General features: G+C 68.5%; 12 protein-coding genes. 6 read left to right on the top strand and 6 right to left on the bottom strand.

What is annotated here, in order from left to right; all coding sequences use genetic code 11:
• On the top strand, positions 1 to 880 hold an 880-nt coding region (locus L1066_RS01735), incomplete at its 5' end, for an HNH endonuclease (protein ID WP_235734638.1).
• 77 nt (positions 881 to 957) lie between these two features.
• On the top strand, positions 958 to 2,898 hold the full coding sequence (locus L1066_RS01730) for a M13 family metallopeptidase (protein WP_312006745.1): 1,941 nt from the start codon (positions 958 to 960) through the stop codon (positions 2,896 to 2,898).
• Between the two features lie 64 nt (positions 2,899 to 2,962).
• Here L1066_RS01730 and L1066_RS01725 read toward each other — a convergent pair whose 3' ends face one another.
• Complete coding sequence (locus L1066_RS01725; protein ID WP_235734637.1) at positions 2,963 to 3,628, bottom strand: collagen-like protein; 666 nt, start codon at positions 3,626 to 3,628, stop codon at positions 2,963 to 2,965.
• Between the two features lie 157 nt (positions 3,629 to 3,785).
• On the opposite strand from L1066_RS01725, the gene L1066_RS01720 reads away from it, so the two are divergent.
• Together L1066_RS01720 and L1066_RS01715 are read left to right on the top strand one after the other, a co-directional pair.
• On the top strand, positions 3,786 to 7,163 hold the full coding sequence (locus L1066_RS01720; protein ID WP_235734640.1) for an ATP-binding protein: 3,378 nt from the start codon (positions 3,786 to 3,788) through the stop codon (positions 7,161 to 7,163).
• A gap of 34 nt (positions 7,164 to 7,197) precedes the next feature.
• Entirely contained in the window at positions 7,198 to 7,497 is a 300-nt protein-coding gene (locus tag L1066_RS01715; protein WP_235734636.1) for a DUF2470 domain-containing protein, read from the top strand.
• A gap of 13 nt (positions 7,498 to 7,510) precedes the next feature.
• Here the strand turns inward: L1066_RS01715 and L1066_RS01710 are convergent, their stop codons facing one another.
• A complete protein-coding gene (locus tag L1066_RS01710; RefSeq protein ID WP_235734635.1) occupies positions 7,511 to 9,370 on the bottom strand; it encodes a hypothetical protein in 1,860 nt (619 codons plus the stop codon).
• Between the two features lie 104 nt (positions 9,371 to 9,474).
• On the opposite strand from L1066_RS01710, the gene L1066_RS01705 reads away from it, so the two are divergent.
• On the top strand, positions 9,475 to 11,589 hold the full coding sequence (locus tag L1066_RS01705; protein WP_235734634.1) for a RecQ family ATP-dependent DNA helicase: 2,115 nt from the start codon (positions 9,475 to 9,477) through the stop codon (positions 11,587 to 11,589).
• Positions 11,590 to 11,652: 63 nt separating this feature from the next.
• On the opposite strand, the gene L1066_RS01700 is transcribed toward L1066_RS01705, so the two are convergent.
• From L1066_RS01700 to L1066_RS01690, 3 genes are all read right to left on the bottom strand, one after another.
• Positions 11,653 to 12,018 carry an Ig-like domain repeat protein gene (locus L1066_RS01700; RefSeq protein WP_235734633.1) on the bottom strand — a complete coding sequence of 122 codons (366 nt, stop codon included), beginning with the start codon at positions 12,016 to 12,018 and terminating at the stop codon, positions 11,653 to 11,655.
• Entirely contained in the window at positions 12,015 to 15,851 is a 3,837-nt protein-coding gene (locus L1066_RS01695) for a LamG-like jellyroll fold domain-containing protein (RefSeq protein ID WP_235734632.1), read from the bottom strand. The genes L1066_RS01700 and L1066_RS01695 overlap by 4 nt, the downstream gene beginning before the upstream one ends.
• Before the next feature lie 292 nt (positions 15,852 to 16,143).
• The gene (locus tag L1066_RS01690; RefSeq protein ID WP_235734631.1) at positions 16,144 to 17,613 is read right to left on the bottom strand and encodes a DHA2 family efflux MFS transporter permease subunit; all 1,470 of its coding nucleotides are present in this window, start codon (positions 17,611 to 17,613) and stop codon (positions 16,144 to 16,146) included.
• 132 nt (positions 17,614 to 17,745) lie between these two features.
• On the opposite strand from L1066_RS01690, the gene L1066_RS01685 reads away from it, so the two are divergent.
• Positions 17,746 to 18,723, top strand: a complete 978-nt coding sequence (locus L1066_RS01685) for a hypothetical protein (protein ID WP_235734630.1) — start codon at positions 17,746 to 17,748, stop codon at positions 18,721 to 18,723.
• Here the strand turns inward: L1066_RS01685 and L1066_RS01680 are convergent, their stop codons facing one another.
• Complete coding sequence (locus L1066_RS01680; protein WP_235734629.1) at positions 18,724 to 19,212, bottom strand: glutathione peroxidase; 489 nt, start codon at positions 19,210 to 19,212, stop codon at positions 18,724 to 18,726.
• Positions 19,213 to 19,218 lie beyond the last annotated feature (6 nt).

The following is a 19,218-nucleotide window of genomic DNA, read 5'->3' as shown; positions in this document are numbered from 1 at the left end:
CCGATGCGAGGCCGCCAAGCATGCTGCCCGACTGGACCCTGCCTCGGTGGTCCGCCGTCGGGCGAGGGCAGCCGCGGATCGTCGGGTGACGGTGACCCCGGCACCGGATGCGATGTCGCGGGTGACGATCACGGTGCCGGTCGAACAAGGAGTCGCGGCTTATGCGGCGCTGAAGAACAGTGCTGATGCCGTCCGCGGCACCGTGCAGGGGGCAGGGCGGAGCCGGGGCCAGTTGATGGCCGATGCCGCGATCTGCCGGCTCACCGGACAAGAACACGCCGATCGGGTACCGGTGCGTATCAACCTGATCATGAACCACCACGCCCTCTTCGGCACCGGCACCGGCGCTGACGCCGGTTTCGGTGAGGAGACGGTGAAGATCGTCGAACGCGGCATTGGTTCCTTCGAGCTGCCTGCCGAGTTGGCTCGCCGCCTGGCACATCAAGCAGCCCGAGCTGCCGCGTCGCCCACAAGCGGCAGCACGAGCAGCGGCGTCGGTGCTGGAGGAGGCACGGGTGTGGGAACGGTGGGGTGGATCCGGCGGCTCTACGCCCATCCGACCAGCGGCCAGTTGGTCGCGATGGACTCTGGCAGTCGCCAGGTGCCGGTCGGGCTCGGTGACTTCATCACCCTGCGCGACCAAACCTGCCGTACCCGTTACTGCGACGCCCCGGCCAGACATTTCGATCACATCGAGCCCGTTGAAGACGGGGGCGGCACCACCGTCGAGAACCTCCAAGGACTCTGCGAGGCCTGCAACCATGCCAAACAGGCTCCCGGCTGGCATCAGCATGCGGTCACCGAGGACGACGGCACCCATCGGGTCGACACCAGCACCCCCGCCGGACAGCGCTACACCAGCCGACCACCCACCACCTGAGGAGGCCGAGGTGTCAGCGCCGACGGTGTCTGCCCGACTCCCAGCACAACTCGGCGTGCCGGGCTAAGGTCTTCCGGGTGAGCATCCTCGACGACGCCCGCTCGGGCATGAACCACGAAATCCGGCCTCAGGACGACCTGTTCGGTCACGTCAACGGTCGTTGGCTCGACGAGACCGAGATCCCCAGCGACCGTTCCAGTTGGGGACCCTTCGTCCAGCTGGCCGACGTCGCCGAGGAGCAGGTCCGCGACATCATTGCGGACATTGCGGCTGACCCCGGCGAGCCGGGCACCGACCGCGCCCGCATCGCTGCCCTGCACGCCTCCTTCATGGACACCGAGACCATCGACCGTCGTGGCATCGCGCCAGTGCGCCCGCTCCTTGAGGCTGTTGCCGCGCTGCGAGACATCCGCGATCTGGCGGCGTTCCTCGGTGAGTTCGAGCGGATGGGTGGGGTGGGGCTCTTCGGCTCCTACGTCGACACGGATGACCGCAAGTCCGACCGCTACCTCTTCCACATCACCCAAGGTGGCCTGGGCCTGCCCGACGAGTCCTATTACCGCGACGAAAAGTTTGCCGAGGTTCGCGAGAAGTACGTCGACTACCTCACCAAGCTCTTCGTGCTGGGCGGTCACGGTGACCCGGCCGGAGCTGCCAAGAGCGTGCTCGACCTCGACACCAGGATCGCCCAAGGTCACTGGGAGCGTGCCGAGACCCGTGACGTGCAGAAGACCTACAACCTGCTGACCCGCACCGCACTCGAGGAGCTGGCCCCGGCGTTCGACTGGCACGCCTACGTACGCAACCTCGGCGGAGATGACGCCACGATCGCTGAATCGTGCGTACGGCAGCCGTCCTACTTGAAGCACCTCTCGGAGGTGCTCGCTGAGACCTCGATCGAGCAGTGGCGTGACTGGTTGGTCAGCCGGGTGCTGCGCTCCGCCGCGCCGTACCTCCACGACGAGTTCGTGCAGACCAACTTCGACTTCTACGGCCGCACCCTCAACGGTACGCCGGAGCTGCGAGCCCGCTGGAAGCGTGCGGTCGCGTTCGTCGAGGGTGCCGTCGGCGAGGCCGTCGGCGCTGAATACGTGGCCCGCCACTTCCCTCCTCGCTCCAAGGAGCTGATGGATGAGTTGGTCGCCAACCTGCTGGCCGCCTACCGCCAGTCCATCGAGGCGCTCGAGTGGATGACGGAAGAGACCAAGCAGCGGGCCTACGAGAAGCTCGAGACCTTCCGGCCGAAGATCGGCTACCCGGAGAAGTTCCGCGACTACTCGGCGCTCCGGGTCAGCTCGGACGACCTGGTCGGCAACGTCGCCGCGACGTCGGCCTTCGAGACCGACCGTCAGCTCGCCAAGATCGGCTCGCCGGTCGACCGCGACGAATGGTTCATGCTGCCGCAGACCGTCAACGCCTACTACAACCCCGGTACCAACGAGATCTGCTTCCCAGCTGGCATCCTGCAGAAGCCCTTCTTCTCGCCGGACGCCGACCCGGCCGAGAACTACGGCGGCATCGGTGCGGTCATCGGCCACGAGATCGGCCACGGCTTCGACGACCAAGGCGCCCAGTACGACGGCACCGGCACCCTCAACGACTGGTGGACTGCGGACGACAAGGCCGCCTTCGAGCTCAAGTCGAAGGCACTCATCGAGCAGTACGACGCCTTCTCGCCACGCGCGCTGCCGGGTGAGTTCGTCAACGGCTCACTCACGGTCGGCGAGAACATCGGTGACCTGGGCGGCCTGACCATCGGCCACACCGCCTACCGGATCTTCCTCGGCCGCGAACCTTCGCCTGAGGAGTCGCAGCGACTCTTCATGAACTGGGCCTACTGCTGGCGCACCAAGCGCCGCAAGGAGCAGGAGCAGCAGTACCTGACCATCGACCCGCACTCACCCCCGGAGTTCCGCGCCAACATCGTGCGCAACCTCGATGAGTTCCACCACGCCTTCGGCACCAGCCGGGGCGACGGACTCTGGCTCGACCCCGAGGATCGCGTCCGGATCTGGTGAAGCCTGATCAGTGGCCGTCTCCTGCACAGCACGAGGCGGCCACTGATCATGGAGCGGTGCTGCGTCAGCTGACGTTGGCGCAGATCGCCCAAGCCGTGATCTGGTAGGTGTCGGAGTCCTCGGAGTTCCTGCCGGCGACCAACCAGGAGTTTCCGTTGTTGCCGCTGGGAGCGACCTCGCTCCAGGAACCGCCAGAGCCGACGGGGATCCAGACGGCCTGTCGGGGGCCGGAGTTGGTGATCGTGACCCAGGTGCTGTTGAGCGCGCTGACATTGGGAGCGGTGCCGTACTGCCAGTGGCCACCGCCGCCCAGCACTCGCTTGGACCCGGGGCAGACGGCGAGGGCCTTGCCGTTGCTCTCGGGGCTCACCGCGACCATCGTCCGGACGATCTCGTAGCCACTCACGCCCGGCGCCCCGGCCGACCCCGGCGCGCCAGCGGCCCCCTGCGGTCCTTGAGCGCCAGCGTCCCCCTGCGGTCCCTGAGCGCCTGCCTCCCCCTTGGGCCCGGCAGGCCCTGCCGTGTTGAGCTTCTTCTTGATCCCGGGGGCGAGGTGCTTCGCCTTCACCGCGTTCTTCTTGATGTGTTTGCTGGCGACGGCGTTCTTCTTGATGTTCTTGCCGGTGATGACAGCTGCCGTGGCACTGCTGGAGAGCGCCACGAAGAGTGCGAGCAGCGAGATGATGAGCGAGGGAGTGATCCTGCGTGACCTTCGAGAATCCGTCGTCATGTCGGTCCTGTCTGTCCGATGGCCCGGAGGCCGAGATGGATGGGAGCGGCCAGCCGAGCACGAGTCGCTCACCCATTCCTCACAAACCACTCACAAGCCCCGGAGAACTGGGCTAGCGTCACGGATTCACCGGGTAGAGGGGCGGTCGTCGATCTTGGTGCAGGTCTTGGTGCTCGGCGGGTCCGAGTTCCGCGACGGCGACGGCACTCCGATCGCGATCACGGGACGCAAGCAGCGCATCCTCCTGGTCATGCTGGCCCTGGGCGAGGGGAGGCCGGTGTCGCGCGCCGCGCTGGTGGAGGCATTGTGGGGTGAGGCGCCGCCGAGGGACCCCGACCACGCCCTCCAGGCGCACGTCTCGCGGCTGCGGGTCGTGCTCCGGACGGAGATCTTCCTCAGCGCGACCGGGTATCACCTCGCTGCTGGATCGGTGCACCTGGACGCGGCGCGCTTCCAGCAGCTGAGGGGTCGCGGGCGTGAGCTTCTCGACTCCGGTAGGCCGGGCGAGGCGGTCGAACCGTTGGCGGCAGCTCTCGCCCTCTGGCGCGGGCCGGTCTTCGCCGACCTGCGGGACGTGGGCCCGTTGGTGCCCGTGGCCGCCAAGCTGGACGAGGCGTGGCACGGCGCCCGGGTGGATCACGCCGAGGCCGAGCTCCGGACCCGTGGTGGTGGCGGGACGCTCGTCTCCGACCTCCAGGAACTGGTGACGCGCTTTCCGCTGCGTGAGGACTACTGGGCGCAACTGATGCGGGCCTTGCATCTCGAAGGTCGCCTGGGGGAAGCTCTCGAGACCCACGCGCGCGCCGGCCAGGTCCTTGCAGCAGAGCTCGGGACCGGCCCGGGACAGCTGTTGAGCGATGTGCACGAGGAGATGCTCCGAGGCACGGCCGTCGCGCCGTACGACGCCGGGGCGCGACCCGCGGTGCCGCCGTCTCGAGCAGACAGTGCGATCACACTCGCCGGGCGCGAGCGGGAACTCCGAGTGCTGGAGGAGGCATGGGCAGGGGCTGAGCGCGGGATCCGGCTGGTGACGATCAGTGGTGATCCGGGGATCGGGAAGACCAGGCTGGCCCGGGAGTTCACGGATCGGCTCCGCGCGCGAGGGATCGAGGTCCTCATGGGCCACTGCGAACCCGCGACCGCAGCGCCGTACCAGCCCTTCATGGAAGTCTTGCGGAGCAATGTCGCAGGCTTGCAAGGCCCCGATCTGGTGCGCCGGCTCGGGGAGGGCGCCGATGCGCTGGTGCGGTTGCTGCCGGAGCTGCGCGAGCGTCTGGCACCTGCGGCGGAAGCTCCGGCCGCCGACCCCGGTACGGATCTGCACCGAACCTTCGTGGCCGCCAGCAGCTGGCTGCAGGCGGCCTCGAGCGTGACGCCAGTCGTGATCTTCATCGATGACCTGCACTGGGCCGACCGACAGACCCTGCTCCTGCTGCGGCACCTGCTCCGCCGTCCACAGGCAGCCCGGGCGCTGCTGGTCGTCACCGTGCGGGACCGGGAGTTCGCCGCGGGCGACGGAACGAGTGACCTGCTCGCCCTGTTCCTGCGGCAGTCCGACGGCGTCCATCACCTGCCGCTGACGGGGCTCGACGATGACGACGTCTCGGTGCTCCTGGCAGCGGAGCTGGGGAGCGCCCCGGTGCCGTCTGAGCAGCTGGCCACGTGGGTCGCGACGATTTCGGCCGGCAATCCGCTGTTCGTCATCGAGCTCGCGCGACATCTGGCCGGGAGGAGAACCTTCCAGCTCGGCGACCCGGCGGCCGAGCTCGTCCCCACCGGAGTTCGGGAGGTGATCGAGACCCGGCTCGCCGCATTCCCGGACAGCTTCCGTGCGATCCTCTCCCGTGCGGCGGTGATCGGCACCGAGTTCGACCCACTCGTCCTGCGCATCACCTGCGCTGTCACCGAGCACGAGCTCGATGAGTTCCTTGCGGCGGCGACCTACGCACGACTGATCGAGGCAGCCGGAGGCACTCGTCTGCGTCACGCGTTCGCGCACGAGCTGGTCCGCAGTGTCATCTACGAGACCATCGCGCCGATGCGGCGAGCCGCGATCCACCGTGAGGTGGCGGAGGCAACCGAACAGGCGTACGCCGGCGACCTTGCTGCCCATCACGCCGACCTGGCGCACCACTTCGCCTCGGGGGCATCGACCGGCTCATCGGAGCGTGCGGTTCACTACCTGATGCTTTCCGGGGACGATGCCGCACAGCGGCAGGCACTGTCGGTCGCCCTGGCGCACTATCGGCGTGCCCTCGAGTTGCTTCCCCGCGATGCCCTGTGGTCGCTGCGGTGTGATCTCCTCACGATCTTGGGCGTCACGGCCTCGCAAGCCGGAGACCCGTCGTACCGGTCGACGCTGCTGGACGCCGCACGGCTGGCCACCGAGAACGGCGACGTACGACGCCTCACCGACGCCGTGGTCGCCAACAGCCGCGGCTGGTGGTCGAGCACGGCCGCGATCGATCGCGAGCGCGTCGCGTTCATCGAGTCGGCCCTGGCGACCGCCGAGGCGGGGGACTCCAGGACCCGGATCCAGCTGCTGGCGAGTTGGAGCCTGGAGAACGTCCGTGACGAGACCCAGCGACATCGGGTCTTTGCCCGTGTCGAGGAGGCGGTGGCCCTGGCGGAGGAGCTGGGCGACGACTACCTGCTGGCTCGGACGTTGGCCGATCACTACGCAGTGGCCTATGCGACGTTCCAAGACCCAAGGGAGTGTGTCGCGACGTGCCGGAGAATCCTCGACCTCGCCACTCGTCGCGCCGATCCGGGACTGCGGCTGACCGGCATGATCGGGCTCGCGCAGGCCTCGATGACGAGCGGCGACTTCGAGGTGGCTGACCGTGCGCTGGCGGAGTCGTTGGAGCTGGGTGAGGCACTGGACCTTCCTCCCAGACTCTGGCTGGCCAAGGGATGGCAGGCGATGACGGTCGGGACTCGCGGCGACCTCGCCCGTTCCGAACAGCTCGCGGGAGAGGCGGGGGAGCTCGGGCTCAGGTGGGAGCAACCGGATGCCCTCACCTGGTTTGCCGGTCAGCTCTACTCGATCCGGCTGCTGCAGGGCCGGTTGCACGAGATCATCGATGCCATCGAGGACCAGGCGGCCACGCAGGCCGACGGGATTCCTGCATGGCGCTGCGCCCATGCCTATGCACTCGCCGAGTGTGGCCGGCACGAGGAGGCTGCCGCGATCCTCGGGGAGCTGTGGGACCGCGGCTTCGAGCGGCTTCCCGTCGACATGCTGTGGTTGCACGCCATGGTCTTCCTCAGCGGTACGGCGACCGCGCTGCACCACACGGATGCGTCGGACCTGCTCTACCGAATGTTGGCCCCCTACTCCGGCCTCATGGCGCACAACGGCACGATCGACGCTGGCCCCGTCGATCTTGCCCTCGCACAGACCGCGCTCGCCACCGGGCGGTCCGCCGACTTCGAGAAGCACCTGCTGGGTGCCGAAGCGCTCTGCCAGCGGATCCGCGCACCGATCTGGCTGGCCCGGGTCCGGGCGCTCGCCGCGTCATCGGTGCGCCGTTGAGTTCGACTCCCGGCGCACCTGCGATCATCGCCCCATGACTGAGTTCTCCGACGGCGTGATCTCGGCCGTCCTGGCCCACATGAACGACGACCACACCGACGACAACCTGCGGATCGTGCAGGCGTTCGGCGCTCCCGACGCCACGGCCGCGACCATGAGCGGGCTCGATGGCGACGCCAGCTTCTGGCGTGTCACCGAGCCCGCCGGTGAGCGCGACCTGCGGATTGCCTGGCCGAGCGGCCCGATCACCGAGCGGCCCGAGATCCGCCGCGAGGTCGTCCTGCTCCACGATCAGGCGTGTGCGGCCCTGGGGATCCAGATCGAGCCGCACTGACTGATGGTTCGCGCTACTTCTTCTTCTTGTTCTTCTTCTTGACCTGCTGGATCTTCACCAGGGCCGCCTTGTCACCGAAGGTGACGGCACCGGTCCTCCACGTCTGGGTGGAGGTGACCTGCTTGCCCTTGGCGTTGACGAGGGTGAGTGACGCGGTGAGCGTGTCCTGGCGCGGTGCGGCGCTGAGGGACTTCAGCAGCCCGTCGAAGCTCGTCGGCTGACCGCTGCCGCCTTCGTCCATGAAGAGCTCGTCCTCGTCGTAGAAGAAGAACTCGTCGTCCCAGAACGACGTGCCGTTGCCGCTCACGGAGAGCATGCCGCCGCCGATGGCCCTCTTGGGCACCTTGAAGGTGAAGGTCCGCGTCTTCGGGGCGACGTCGGCGAGGCGACCGTCGCGCTTCAGCTGCATGCGGACCTTGACCTTCTTCCCGGGCTTCACCGTGATCCGCCCGTAGTCCCTCATCGTCTTCCACGTGCCACCGACCTTGAGCTCTGTCTTGCCGAGGCGGTAGGCCCGGTAGGTGCGGCCGACGTCCTGGCGCACGCTGACGCCCGTGATGGTGACGTCCTCGAAGCCGTTGTCGAGGATGCTGGCGACGTCGCCCGCCACGCCACTGGGCATCTCGTTGGCGATGCTGTAGTCGCTGGCGTAGGCGTCAGATCGGGTGAACGTCTTCGTGGAGCCGTTGGCGCGCTCGTAGGTGATGTCCCAGGTGATCGTGCCGGAACCGTGGGCGTCCTCGTCGAGGGTGAGGGCGGCGTCGCGATAGACCTGGTTGCCGATGACGAACGGCAGCATGGACGGCTCCGCGACGACGGTCTCGGTGGCACGTCCCTTGGGGCCCGTCGTGGTCACGTTCACCGTGGTGCTGTGGGGGAGCGACGCGCCGAGACGACCGGTGATGCCGTTGAGTCGGTCGTGCAGCAGGGTTCCGACGGGGGCGCCGAGGTTGGCCATCTTGTAGGAGTAGGCGCCGTCGGCGATGATCGTCGCAGTCGAGGCGCCGTGGATCGTGGCACCGGTGGGATACCAGTTGTTCGCGTGGCCGTAGCCGATCACGACGTCGTCGCAGACCGCGGCGGCGGTGCCGACGGAGTAGAGGGCGAGCGAACCGTAGGCGTTCGCCACGGCTACGTTGCCGCCCGCCACGACGGGGATCTCCTGGTCCTGCGTGCCCGCCCCGCTGGTGATCTGCGGTGCCGTGACCCCGGACTTCTTGGCGATCGCCTTGACCACCTTGGCCGGCACTCCGTTGACGCCGCTGACCACGGTGGGTGCAGTGAGGCGGTTCAGGCCCCGGGAGCCGGCCTCGTCGACGGCGCCGGCCCTGCGGAGCATGGTGCGGTCGGCCTTGTCGAGCTGGACCCGTGCTGCCGGGGCGCTGCCGGTCTCGTCGAGCAGGTCGTAGAGGTCTGCGGCGGGGGTGACGCCGGCGATGGTGGATCCGGCGATCTGGGTGAAGGCGTAGGAGACCGAGCCGATCAGGCTGCCGTCGGCAGCATGGAGCGGGGAGCCGGAGATGCCGGCCCAGATGCCGGCGTCGATGGTGCCGTCGGCCTTGGTGATGCGGGACCCGGAGAGGTCGAAGAGGAAGAGGTCGCCGGCCGCGTCCTCGAGGGTGCCGACGTAGGTTCCCTGGAACTCCTCGGGGGCCGTGTTGGAGGCGGGCGTCGGACCACCTCGGTAGTAACCGGCCGTGGTCAGCCCGGTGGCCTCGAGGCCGGGAGTCAGGGCGGTGGCGTCGAAGGCGGTCGGGCACTGCGGGGAGTCACCGGGAGCGGCAGTGGCGCTGCTCACGAGAGGGACGAGCGCGGCACAGAGAATGCCGGCGGTGCCGACACTGGTCAGCAGTCGGCTGCGACGATGGGTCAAGGCGGATCCTTCAGGACGTGGCCGGGCGTTCTGCTTCCCGGCATCCGCGACAACCTACTCTGCCGGCATCCGGTTGCGTCGGGGTTTGCTGATAGACACGGGTCATGGCAGAAGAGCTGGTACGCGAAGAGGCCGAGGCCCACCTACGAGCCCTGGTCGGACGTGACGATGCGACGCTGCGTGACGACCAGTGGACGGCGATCGAGGCGCTGGCGGTCGATCGGCGCCGCGCGCTCGTGGTGCAGCGCACCGGGTGGGGAAAGTCGGCTGTCTACTTCGTCGCCACTGCCCTGCTCCGGGCCCGTGGCTCGGGCCCCACGGTGATCATCTCGCCGTTGCTGGCGCTGATGCGCAACCAGATCGCGGCCGCCGAGCGTGCCGGCATCCGTGCCGTCACGATCAACTCCACCAATCTCGACGCCTGGGAGCAGATCCACAGCCAGATCGCCGACGGGAGTGTCGACGTCCTGCTGGTGAGCCCGGAGCGGCTCAACAACCCGGGCTTTCGCGATGAGGTGCTGCCGCGGCTGGCCGCCACCACCGGTCTGCTGGTGGTGGACGAGGCCCATTGCATCTCCGACTGGGGGCACGACTTCCGGCCCGACTACCGCCGGATCCGCACCTTGCTCGGTGAGCTTCGCGACGGCATCCCGGTGCTGGCCACCACCGCCACCGCCAACGAACGTGTCACCCACGACGTCGCCGAGCAGCTCGCATCGGACCGCGACGCCGAGGTGCTGGTGCTGCGCGGCTCCCTCGATCGTGAGTCGCTGCAGCTCGGGGTGGTCAAGCTGCGTACGGCGGAGCAGCGATTGGGTTGGTTGGCCGACCATCTCGGGGAGCTCAAGGGCTCGGGCATCGTCTACTGCCTCACCGTCGCCGCCACCCAGGAGGTGGCCGACCACCTGCGCGGGGCCGGGCACGACGTCGCGGCCTATTCGGGGCAGACCGACGCCGAGGAGCGCCACCGACTCGAGCAGGCGCTGGCCGCCGGCGAGGTCAAGGCGTTGATCGCCACGTCCGCACTGGGCATGGGCTTCGACGCCACCCTGGGCTTCGTCATCAACCTCGGGGCGCCGGCCAGCCCGGTCTCCTACTACCAGCAGGTCGGTCGTGCCGGACGCGGCACCGACGAGGCCACCGTGGTGCTGCTGCCGGCCACCGAGGACCGCGACATCTGGGCCTACTTCGCCTCGCTGGCGTTCCCACCCGAGCAGCTCGTGCGCGAGACCCTGGAGGTGCTGGGGGCCAGCGACCGCCCGATGAGTACGCCGGCACTCGAGACCCAGGTCGAGCTCACGCGCAACCGACTCGAGACGATGCTCAAGGTGCTCGACGTCGACGGCGCCGCGCAGCGGGTCTCCGGTGGCTGGATCGCCACCGGCCGGGAGTGGGTGCACGACACCGAGCGCTATGCCCGGGTCGAGGAGGCGCGCAAGCGCGAGCAGCAGGCGATGCTCGACTATCTCGACACCACCGAGTGCCGGATGGCCTACCTGCGCCGACAGCTCGATGACCCCGATGCGGCACCGTGCGGACGGTGTGACAACTGTGGTGGACTCTCGTTGTCGGCCGAGGTCTCACGGACCGCTCTCACCGACGCGCGGGAGGTGCTCAGCCGACCGGGTGTGGTCGTCGAGCCCCGGAAGATGTGGCCGACCGGACTCGACCGGATGGGTCTCGAGCTCAAGGGCCGGATCTCCACGCCCGCCGGGGAAGGTCGCGCCGTGGCGCGGCTCACCGACCTCGGTCACGGTCAGGCGTTGCGCGAGCTCTTCCGCGCCGGTGCCTCGGGAGAGGTGCGCGACGAGTCGGTGCCGGCCTCCTTGGGCCAGGCGGTCGTCGATGTCCTGCACGACTGGGCGCCGCAGGTCGATGCCCTGGCCTATGTCGAGTCGGCACGGCGTCCAGTGTTGACCCGCTCGCTCGTCGAGGGCGTGGCGCGCCACCTCGGAGTGCCGATCGTGGCGCGCTGGTCGATCGCCGACCCGGCAGTGCAACCAGACAAGGGGGCCATGAACTCGGCCCAGCGAGTCGCCGCTGTCGTGAGGCGCGGACGGCTCGACCTGGCCCCGGGCTTCTCGGAGCTGACCGCGCCGCGGCTCCTCGTCGTCGACGACCAGCTCGTGACGGGCTGGACCCTCACCCTGGTGGGGCAGGAGCTGATCGCCGCCGGCGCGAGCTCGGTGGCCCCGCTGGTGCTGGCCGTGCAGGCCTGAGCGCACAAATGACGCATGGGCACGAGCGGACTGCTCGTGCCCATGCGCCGCGGTCGGCCTTGGTCAGCGGCGGACCTTGATTGCCTTCTTCACGGAGACCTTCTTGAACGCGTCTCCGGCGAGCAGGGTGACGGTCACCTTGTGCTTGCCGACCTTGAGCTTCGGCAGCTTCAGCTTGACCTTGCCTGCGGCGTTGACCTTGACGGCGGCCACGGTCTTCTTGCCCACCTTGACCACGGCGGTGCCGTTCGGGGTGAGGCCCGGTGCCGAGAACGTCGCGGTCGCGGTGGCCCGCTTGCCCTTCTTGATCTTCTTCTTGAGGTTGAGCTTGGCGGCCGGCTTGACCTTGCCGACCGCATGCGCGGCCGAGGTCACCCGGACGGCGTCGCGGCCAGCGACCTTCGCCGAGACGCGGACGGTGAGCTTCATCCCGGCGTCCTGCGACGTGGTCCGGTAGTCGCCGCCCGTGGCCCCTCGATCGGGGCGCCGTTGCGCAGCCACTGCACCGCGAACTCGGCGTGCTCGGCGTCGTCCCACTCGCCGATGCTGGCGGTGAGCGGTGAACCGACCGCAGCCGACCTGTTGATCCTCGGCACCGCCGTGTTGACCGGTGCCGCAGCGGGCGCCACCGTGACCGCCCGGGTGGCGATGGCCTGGTTGCCGGCGCCGTCGGACACGATGTAGACGAGGCGCTGGGTGCCCGGCTCGGTGGTGTCCACCTCGCCGTGGACCGCGATGCGGTCGGTGATGTCGCCGTCCCGGTTGTCCTCGACCGAGACCCCTGCCAGCGGGTCGAACTCGGCACCGAAGGCGACGGTGTCGTCGGCGGGGAGGGTGATCACCGGTACGACGGAGTCGGCGATCCCGTCCTCGGTAGCGGTGAACATGGCCAACTGGGTGGTCTGGCCGGGGAGATCCTCACCGCTCTCGGTGTCGGCGCTGACGGCCTGCCATGCGTAGGTCCGGCCGTCCTCGAGACCGTCCCAGGTGACGCTGGTCGGCCATCCGGAGCGGGCGGTGTCGGTACCGATCACGCGCTCACTCGGGTCGAGTACGACGAGGGCATCGGTGCTGAAGCTGGTCTTGCGGGTCTGCAACTGGATCGGCAGCTTGAAGTCGTCCTCGGTGCCGTTGTAGCGGTTGCGGTCGTCGTACTCCGTCGCCCCGAAGTTCTCGAGGAACGGCGAGTAGGTGTCGACGCTCATCTCGGCGCGGTCGACGTCGAACTGCAGCAGCCGGAAGAAGGACGAGCCGAACTGCAGCAGGCTGTTGGCGTTGTGGCCGCCGATCCCGGTCAGGCCGAGCTCCTCGGCGCTCACCTTGTAGAACTGGTAGTCGGCCAGCAGCTCGACGACGTTGTTGCCCTTCTGGCCGAGGTCCTTGCGCACCTCGATGTTGACGCCGTGCTCGTGGCCCGACAGCACCAGGAAGACGTTGGGATTCTGCTTCACGACCCCGTCACGCACTCGCGAGCCGTCCCACGAGAGACCACCGCCACGACCGTCGGGGTTGGAGCTCGGGGTGACGTAGGCGTGCGTGAGCACGATCGCGTTGCGGTCGGCGTACTGGGCCAGGATGTCGTTGGCCCACGCCTGCTCCTCGGCGGTCACGTCGAAGCCGAGGCTCACGACCACGAAGTCCAGGCCGCCCGCGCTGAACAGCACGTAGTTGTTGATGTTGTCGCCCGGCTTCCAGGGGTGGTACTCGGCCTGGGCGTCGGTCCACTTCTGGTGCTGGGAGACGGCCTCGTAGCGTTCCGGGCCGAAGTAGTCGTTGTAGAGCGCGTCGGGACCGGCGTCGGCGCCGTACTGGTTGTCGTGGTTGCCCGGGAGCACGGTCTGCACGAGGCCGGCGTCATCGATGATCTTCTGCGCGGCCGAGGCGACCTCGAACTCGCGCATCGCCTTCTCGCGGTTGTCGGTCAGGTTGTGCCAGTTCTCCATGATGTCGCCGGTGTGTGCGGTGAAGGCGATCTTGCGCTCGTCGGCGTTGTCGACGATCCACTGGGTCATGTCGGTGTAGGCCTGCTTCCACACCTTCCGCTCCGCTTCGGTGGCCGGCTCGTCGCCACCCTCCGCGAGATATTGCGTGTCGGTGAGGTGGGCGAGGGCGAAGTCGTAGTCGTCCGGGTTCTCGAAGGAGTCCTTGACCTCGTTGGGGATGTCGTCGGCGAACGGGTCCTCGCCGGTGACCATCACCGCGATGACGTCGCCGTGGTGGTGCCGTTCGGCGACGTTGGCCTCGAGCACGACCGATCCCTCGGCCTGGCCGCGAGCGGTGTCGAGTGCCTCCCACTTGGCGCCGTTCCACACCCGCAGCGTGACGCTCCGGGTCGGGTCGACCTCACCGTTCCAGACGATGCGCTGGCCGTCGGCGCTCGTGACCGCGACGTCGTGGCGCTGGAAGCTGATGCCGGCAGCAGCGGGGCTGGTGACGAGCTGGTCGTCGCCCGGGCGCAGCGGGTCGGTGAGGTCCTCACCGTCGGCGTAGTCGAACTCGCGCGTCGTGGGCAGTTCCTCGACGGTGCCCTGGAAGCCGCTGTCGGCCACCTTGACGTCGGCCTCCACGAACGTGGTGGTCACGTCCTTGCCGCTGGGGTTGGTCGCGACCGAGGAGAGCGTGGTGGTGCCGTTGCCCTGGCCCGTCTCCGTGCCGCCACCCGTCGGGATGTTGGCGGAACGGAAGGTGAAGCCGTCGTTGATCGGGCGGCCGAACACGTCGGAGCCCTTCATCGTCAGCGTGTGTTCGCCGGCGGCGAGGCCGGGGCCGATCCGGTCACCGGGACGCACGATGGAGCCGTCGAGGCGATACTCGACCTTGCGGCCGACCGCACCGGGCAGATTGGTGTCGACCACCAAGGTGGTGGCCCTGGTGATCCGCTCGTCCGCGGCCGGCGTGGAACCAGTGATCGCGACCGGGGCGGTGGTCAGGCCGTCGGCGAGCACGTCGTGCCGCAGCGCCGCGACCTGCTGACGGTCCAGCGGCTCGGAGAAGAGCCGGGTGACCGCGATCGTGGCGGGAGCCATGAACTGTGCGCGGTTGTTGGTGCTGGCGTCGCCGCCGATCACCAGGTTGTGGGCGGTCGCGTTGGGTGGCACGGTGAGGCTGCCGGGTGCGTCGACCTCCTTGACGAGGACGCCGTCGAGCCACAGCTGGGCCTTCTGTCCGTCCCAGCTGCCCACCACGTGGTACCAGCGGTCGCTTTCGACCTCGGCCTGGAGGTTCTTGTAGCCCCCGATGTGGGGGTTGAAGGAGAGCTTGTTGCCGTAGAGCGTGACCGAGAAGCCGCCTGCCTCCTTGGCGCCGCAGAGGTTGCCCCGCTCCTCGCCGCTCGCCGGCAGGTCGTCGTTGTACTTGAAGACGCACTCGACGGCGAAGCCGTCGGAGAGCGCGGGATACTGCTCACCGATCGGGTAGAGGAAGGCGGAGCTGCCGTCGAACTCGCCGACCTGGCGGCCCAACGGAGCGTCGTCGCGGATCACCGGGTCGCCCCACTCGGTGACCGGCAGCCCCTGGGCCTGGTCGGTGGCGGTGCCGTCGCGGTAGTCGACGTCGAGGATGTCTGCAGTGGGTGCGACAGGTGCATCGGTGGCTGCCGCGTGCAGAAGGGCGACCTCCTCGGCACTGATCGCCGAGGAGTAGACCCGTGCGGTGTCGACGGTGGCAGCGGCGAAGAAGCCGACGTTCTCGCCCGGCTGGGCGTCGCCGCCCAGGACGAGGTTGCGGGCGCCGGCGGAGGGTGCCTGGAAGGCGCCGGTCGCGGCGGTCTGGCCCGCGAGCTCACCGTTGACGTAGAGCTTGATCACCGCGCCGTCCCACACCGCCACGGTGTGGTACCACGTGGCCGCGGAGATCGGGACCCGCACGTTCTTGTAGCCGCCGCCGATGTGGGCCATGAAGTTGATCTGGTTGTTGCTGACCGTGGTGGCCAGGCCCCCGGCCTCCTTGGCGCCGCAGATGGACTGCTCGCTGCCGCCGAGATTGGTGCCGTCGTAGCGGAAGCTGCACTCGAAGGAGAAGCCGCCGGACATCGCGGCGAACTGCTCGCGCATGTCGTAGAGCGCGGCGTCGTCGCCGTCGAAGGCGAGTGCGTCGCGACCCTTCTCGATCACCGAGACGAGCTCGGGGTCGGAGAAGAGCGTCGGCTCGATGTCCCGGGCGTGGTCGAGGGCGGTGCCGTCACGGAAGTCGATGCCGAGGATGTCGGCCACGGGAAGTGGCGCCGCGGCAGCGGCGTGGGCGCTGGTGATGGGGGCCAGCAATGAGCCGGCGACGGCGGCAGCGGCAAGGCCTGCTGTTGCCCACGTGCCGAGGGGGTACGGCGTCTCACGGGTGCTCCTGTTCGGGGGTCGTGTGCTTACCGCAACTGACCCAACCGAGCCCGGATGACCGGGAGGTGACGCCCCGGGGTGGTGCCGACCGCACCGAGTGGACGAGACGTTGCACAGTGCATGAACGATTGGTGAGAAGCAGTGGGAGACGACGAACCCTCCCGTCGCACGTGCGACGGGAGGGTTCGTGGGTGTCAACGCCGGCGGGCCGGCAGGTGGTGCATCAGTGCATGAGCGCAGGCTGCTTCGGTTCCTCGCTGGGCGCCGGCTTGATCCTGGCCAGGAACAGGATCGGGACCAGCACGCAGGCGGTGAGGACGGCGCCGACCCAGAAGACCGACGAGAAGTTGCCGGCGAGGTCGAGCGGGTTGTCCTTGACCGCGTTGGTGAAGAGCACCGAGAAGAGCGCCGTACCGGCTGAGGCAGCGACCTGCTGGATGATGTTCATCAAGGTCGAACCACGCGCGATCTCGTGTTCCTTGAGCGTGCGCAGGGCTGCGCTCATGATGGGCATCATCGTGGCCCCCATGCCCAGACCCATGATGAAGAGGGCGGTGAGCAGGTAGAAGTAGCCGGTGCCGTCGTCCGCAGCGGCGAACATGCCCATGCCGAAGACGATCACCATGACGCCGGGCAGCGCCACCTTGCCGGGACCGATCTTGTCCGCGAGCACGCCGGCAAGCGGCATCGTCACCATGGCACCGATGCCCTGCGGGGCGAGCAGCAGGCCCGACTTGAGCGGGGTCTCCCCGTGGAGACCCTGGAAGTACATCGGGAACAGCAGGCTGGCGCCGAAGAAGGCGAGGGCGAAGAGGGACATGCCGATGACGGCGAAGGTCAGCATCGGGTTGCGGAACAGGCGCAGGTCCACCAAGGGGTGCTTGTTGCGCCTGGCGAGTGCCCACGGCACGAAGAGTGCGATCAGCACCAGGCCGATGATCGCGGGCCAGAGGACCTCTGCATCCCACACCGTGCCGGTTTCGGGCACGGTGGAGACGCCGTACAGGAAGGCCGCCAGACCGGGCGAGAGCAGGAGCATGCCGACCCAGTCGAAGGTCTCACTCGGCTCCACGTGGTCCTTGGGGAGCACCTTGGCGGCGTAGACGAGGGCGACGACGCCGAGCGGGACGTTGATCAGGAAGATCCAGTGCCACGAGGCGATGTCGATCAGCCAGCCACCCAGGATGGGGCCACAGATCGGGCCGAGCAGCATGGGGATGCCGAGCACGGCCATCACGCGACCGATGCGCTCGGGACCGGCGGCGCGGGTCAGGATCGTCATGCCGAGCGGCATGAGCATGCCGCCTCCGAGACCCTGGAGCACTCGGAAGGCGACCAGCATCTCCAGCGACGTCGCTGCTGCGCAGAGTGCGGAGCCCGCTGCGAAGAGCACGATGGCCAGCAGGTAGAGACGCTTGGTGCCGTAACGGTCGGCAGCCCAACCCGTGAGGGGGATGACCGAGGCGAGGGCCAGCGTGTAGCCGGTCATGGTCCAGGCGACCTGCGCCGTCGTGGCGTCGAACTCGTTCTGGAACGTCCGAAGCGCGACGGAGACGACGGTGATGTCGAGGATCGACATGATTGAGCCGAGCACGACCACGCCGGCCACGATCAGGACGGAGCGATCGAGTCTGTCATCGGCGCCCGGGGTCGGCCGGAGTTCGCCGGAATCTTCTTGAATGGGTGTAGACACCATACGAGAGTACGGAGTGGGGAGAAGGGAAGCGACCCGGTTTCCGCGTGGGGTGCGTCACCTCTGCTGGATGGGACTCACGGTGGGACCGGGTTCCCGGATGGTGTCGGCGAACAGTTCTACAGTTCGTCCATGCAGACCCACGCCGGCGTACGCCGCACCCCACCCGACGCGGCGATCGTCGCCTTCGCCGTCACCGCCCTGCTGACCGCCGTCAGCATCTCGGCACTGTGGTCGCGCGCCGACGACTCGGGCGATCTCGACTGGAGCGTCTACCTCTTCGGCATCGTCGCCACGGTGGCGCTGCTGCTCGGGGCGCTGCTGCCGTGGCGCCTGGTCGGCGATCCCGAGCGCCGCGCGACGTTGATGAGTTGGCCGGGTGCTGCGGCCGCACTCGCGGTCGGCGTGATGGTCGGAGTCGGCATGGACGACGCCGACAACGTGGTCTACGTCGTCGGCGGCCTGATCGTGCTGATCAGCGTCGTGGGCCACCTGGTCGTGCCCCGCCCGGCCTTCGTCACCAGCGGCCTGCTCGGCCTGCTGATGCTGTGGGCAGAGGGGCTCGGCGACGTCTTCGACCTGGAGGACGACAGCAACGCGATGTCCGACAACGGCGGCATGATCCTCGCGACGGCGCTGCTGGTGCTGACCGTGCTGGTCACCCTGCTCGGTCGCCGGTTCCTGCCCTCCGGCGACTTCGCAGGCGTGCTGATGGGCGCTTTCGCGGTCGCGATCAACCTGGTGACCGCCGCGCTGCTGGGTGTCTTCGGCTTCTTGACGATGGCCTTCTCCGGCTTGGGCGACGAGGAGGAGGTGGCTCCCGACGACGTCTTCACCAATGACTACTGGGTGATGCTGATCTGCGGCGTCGTCCTGATCCTCTTCTGGCTCACCCTCCACGCCCGAGGTGGTCATGAGGGCTATCGGGTGCTCGGCCTGGTGCTGGCACCACTCCAGGTCCCGCTGATCGCCTTCCTGGTCGGAGCCGAGCACCCGTCGATCTGGATCGCCGTCGCGCTCGTGCTCGGGGTGGCCGCCCTCGGCGTGGCCCTCGCATCCGCGTTGGGGCTGCTGCGAAACGGTCCGCGGACCCCGGTGGATCCCAGCTGATCAGTCGGTGAGGGCCCGGATCGCCGACACGATGCGCTCGTCGCCCGGCTCGACCTTCGGGGAGAACCGGGCGATCGGCGTCCCGTCGGCCGCCACCAGGAACTTCTCGAAGTTCCACTGCACGTCGCCGGCCTCACTGGACTCGTTGGGCGTCTTGACGAGCTCGGCATAGATGGGGTGGCGGTTGTCGCCGTTGACCTCGATCTTCTCGGTCATCGGGAAGGTGACGCCATAGGTCGCGGAGCAGAACTCGGCGATCTCCGCAGGTGTGCCGGGTTCCTGGCCCATGAACTGGTTGCACGGGATGCCGACGACGGTGAAGTTGTCGCCGCCGTACTCCTCCTGGAGTTGCTCGAGACCGGCGTACTGCGGCGTCAGGCCGCACTTGGAGGCGACGTTGACCAGCAGGGCGGGCCGGCCGCCGGTGAGATCGGCGAGGGTGCTCGACGTGCCGTCGAGGCGGGCGATGGGCTGCTCGAGGATGCTCATGGCGCC

The sequence above is a fragment of the Nocardioides alcanivorans genome (assembly GCF_021555175.1).
GTDB classification, from domain to species: domain Bacteria; phylum Actinomycetota; class Actinomycetes; order Propionibacteriales; family Nocardioidaceae; genus Nocardioides; species Nocardioides alcanivorans.
The sequence above is the reverse complement of the archived record's forward strand: the minus strand, read 5'-3'. Positions and strand labels throughout refer to the sequence as shown.

What these genes read in the sequence shown, in the direction of transcription:
- L1066_RS01725 (WP_235734637.1), bottom strand. Translation starts at nt 3,628, where the DNA reads ATGACGACGGATTCTCGAAGGTCACGCAGGATCACTCCCTCGCTCATC.
- L1066_RS01715 (WP_235734636.1), top strand. Translation starts at nt 7,198, where the DNA reads ATGACTGAGTTCTCCGACGGCGTGATCTCGGCCGTCCTGGCCCACATG.
- L1066_RS01705 (WP_235734634.1), top strand. Translation starts at nt 9,475, where the DNA reads ATGGCAGAAGAGCTGGTACGCGAAGAGGCCGAGGCCCACCTACGAGCC.
- L1066_RS01700 (WP_235734633.1), bottom strand. Translation starts at nt 12,018, where the DNA reads ATGAAGCTCACCGTCCGCGTCTCGGCGAAGGTCGCTGGCCGCGACGCC.
- L1066_RS01685 (WP_235734630.1), top strand. Translation starts at nt 17,746, where the DNA reads ATGCAGACCCACGCCGGCGTACGCCGCACCCCACCCGACGCGGCGATC.
- L1066_RS01680 (WP_235734629.1), bottom strand. Translation starts at nt 19,212, where the DNA reads ATGAGCATCCTCGAGCAGCCCATCGCCCGCCTCGACGGCACGTCGAGC.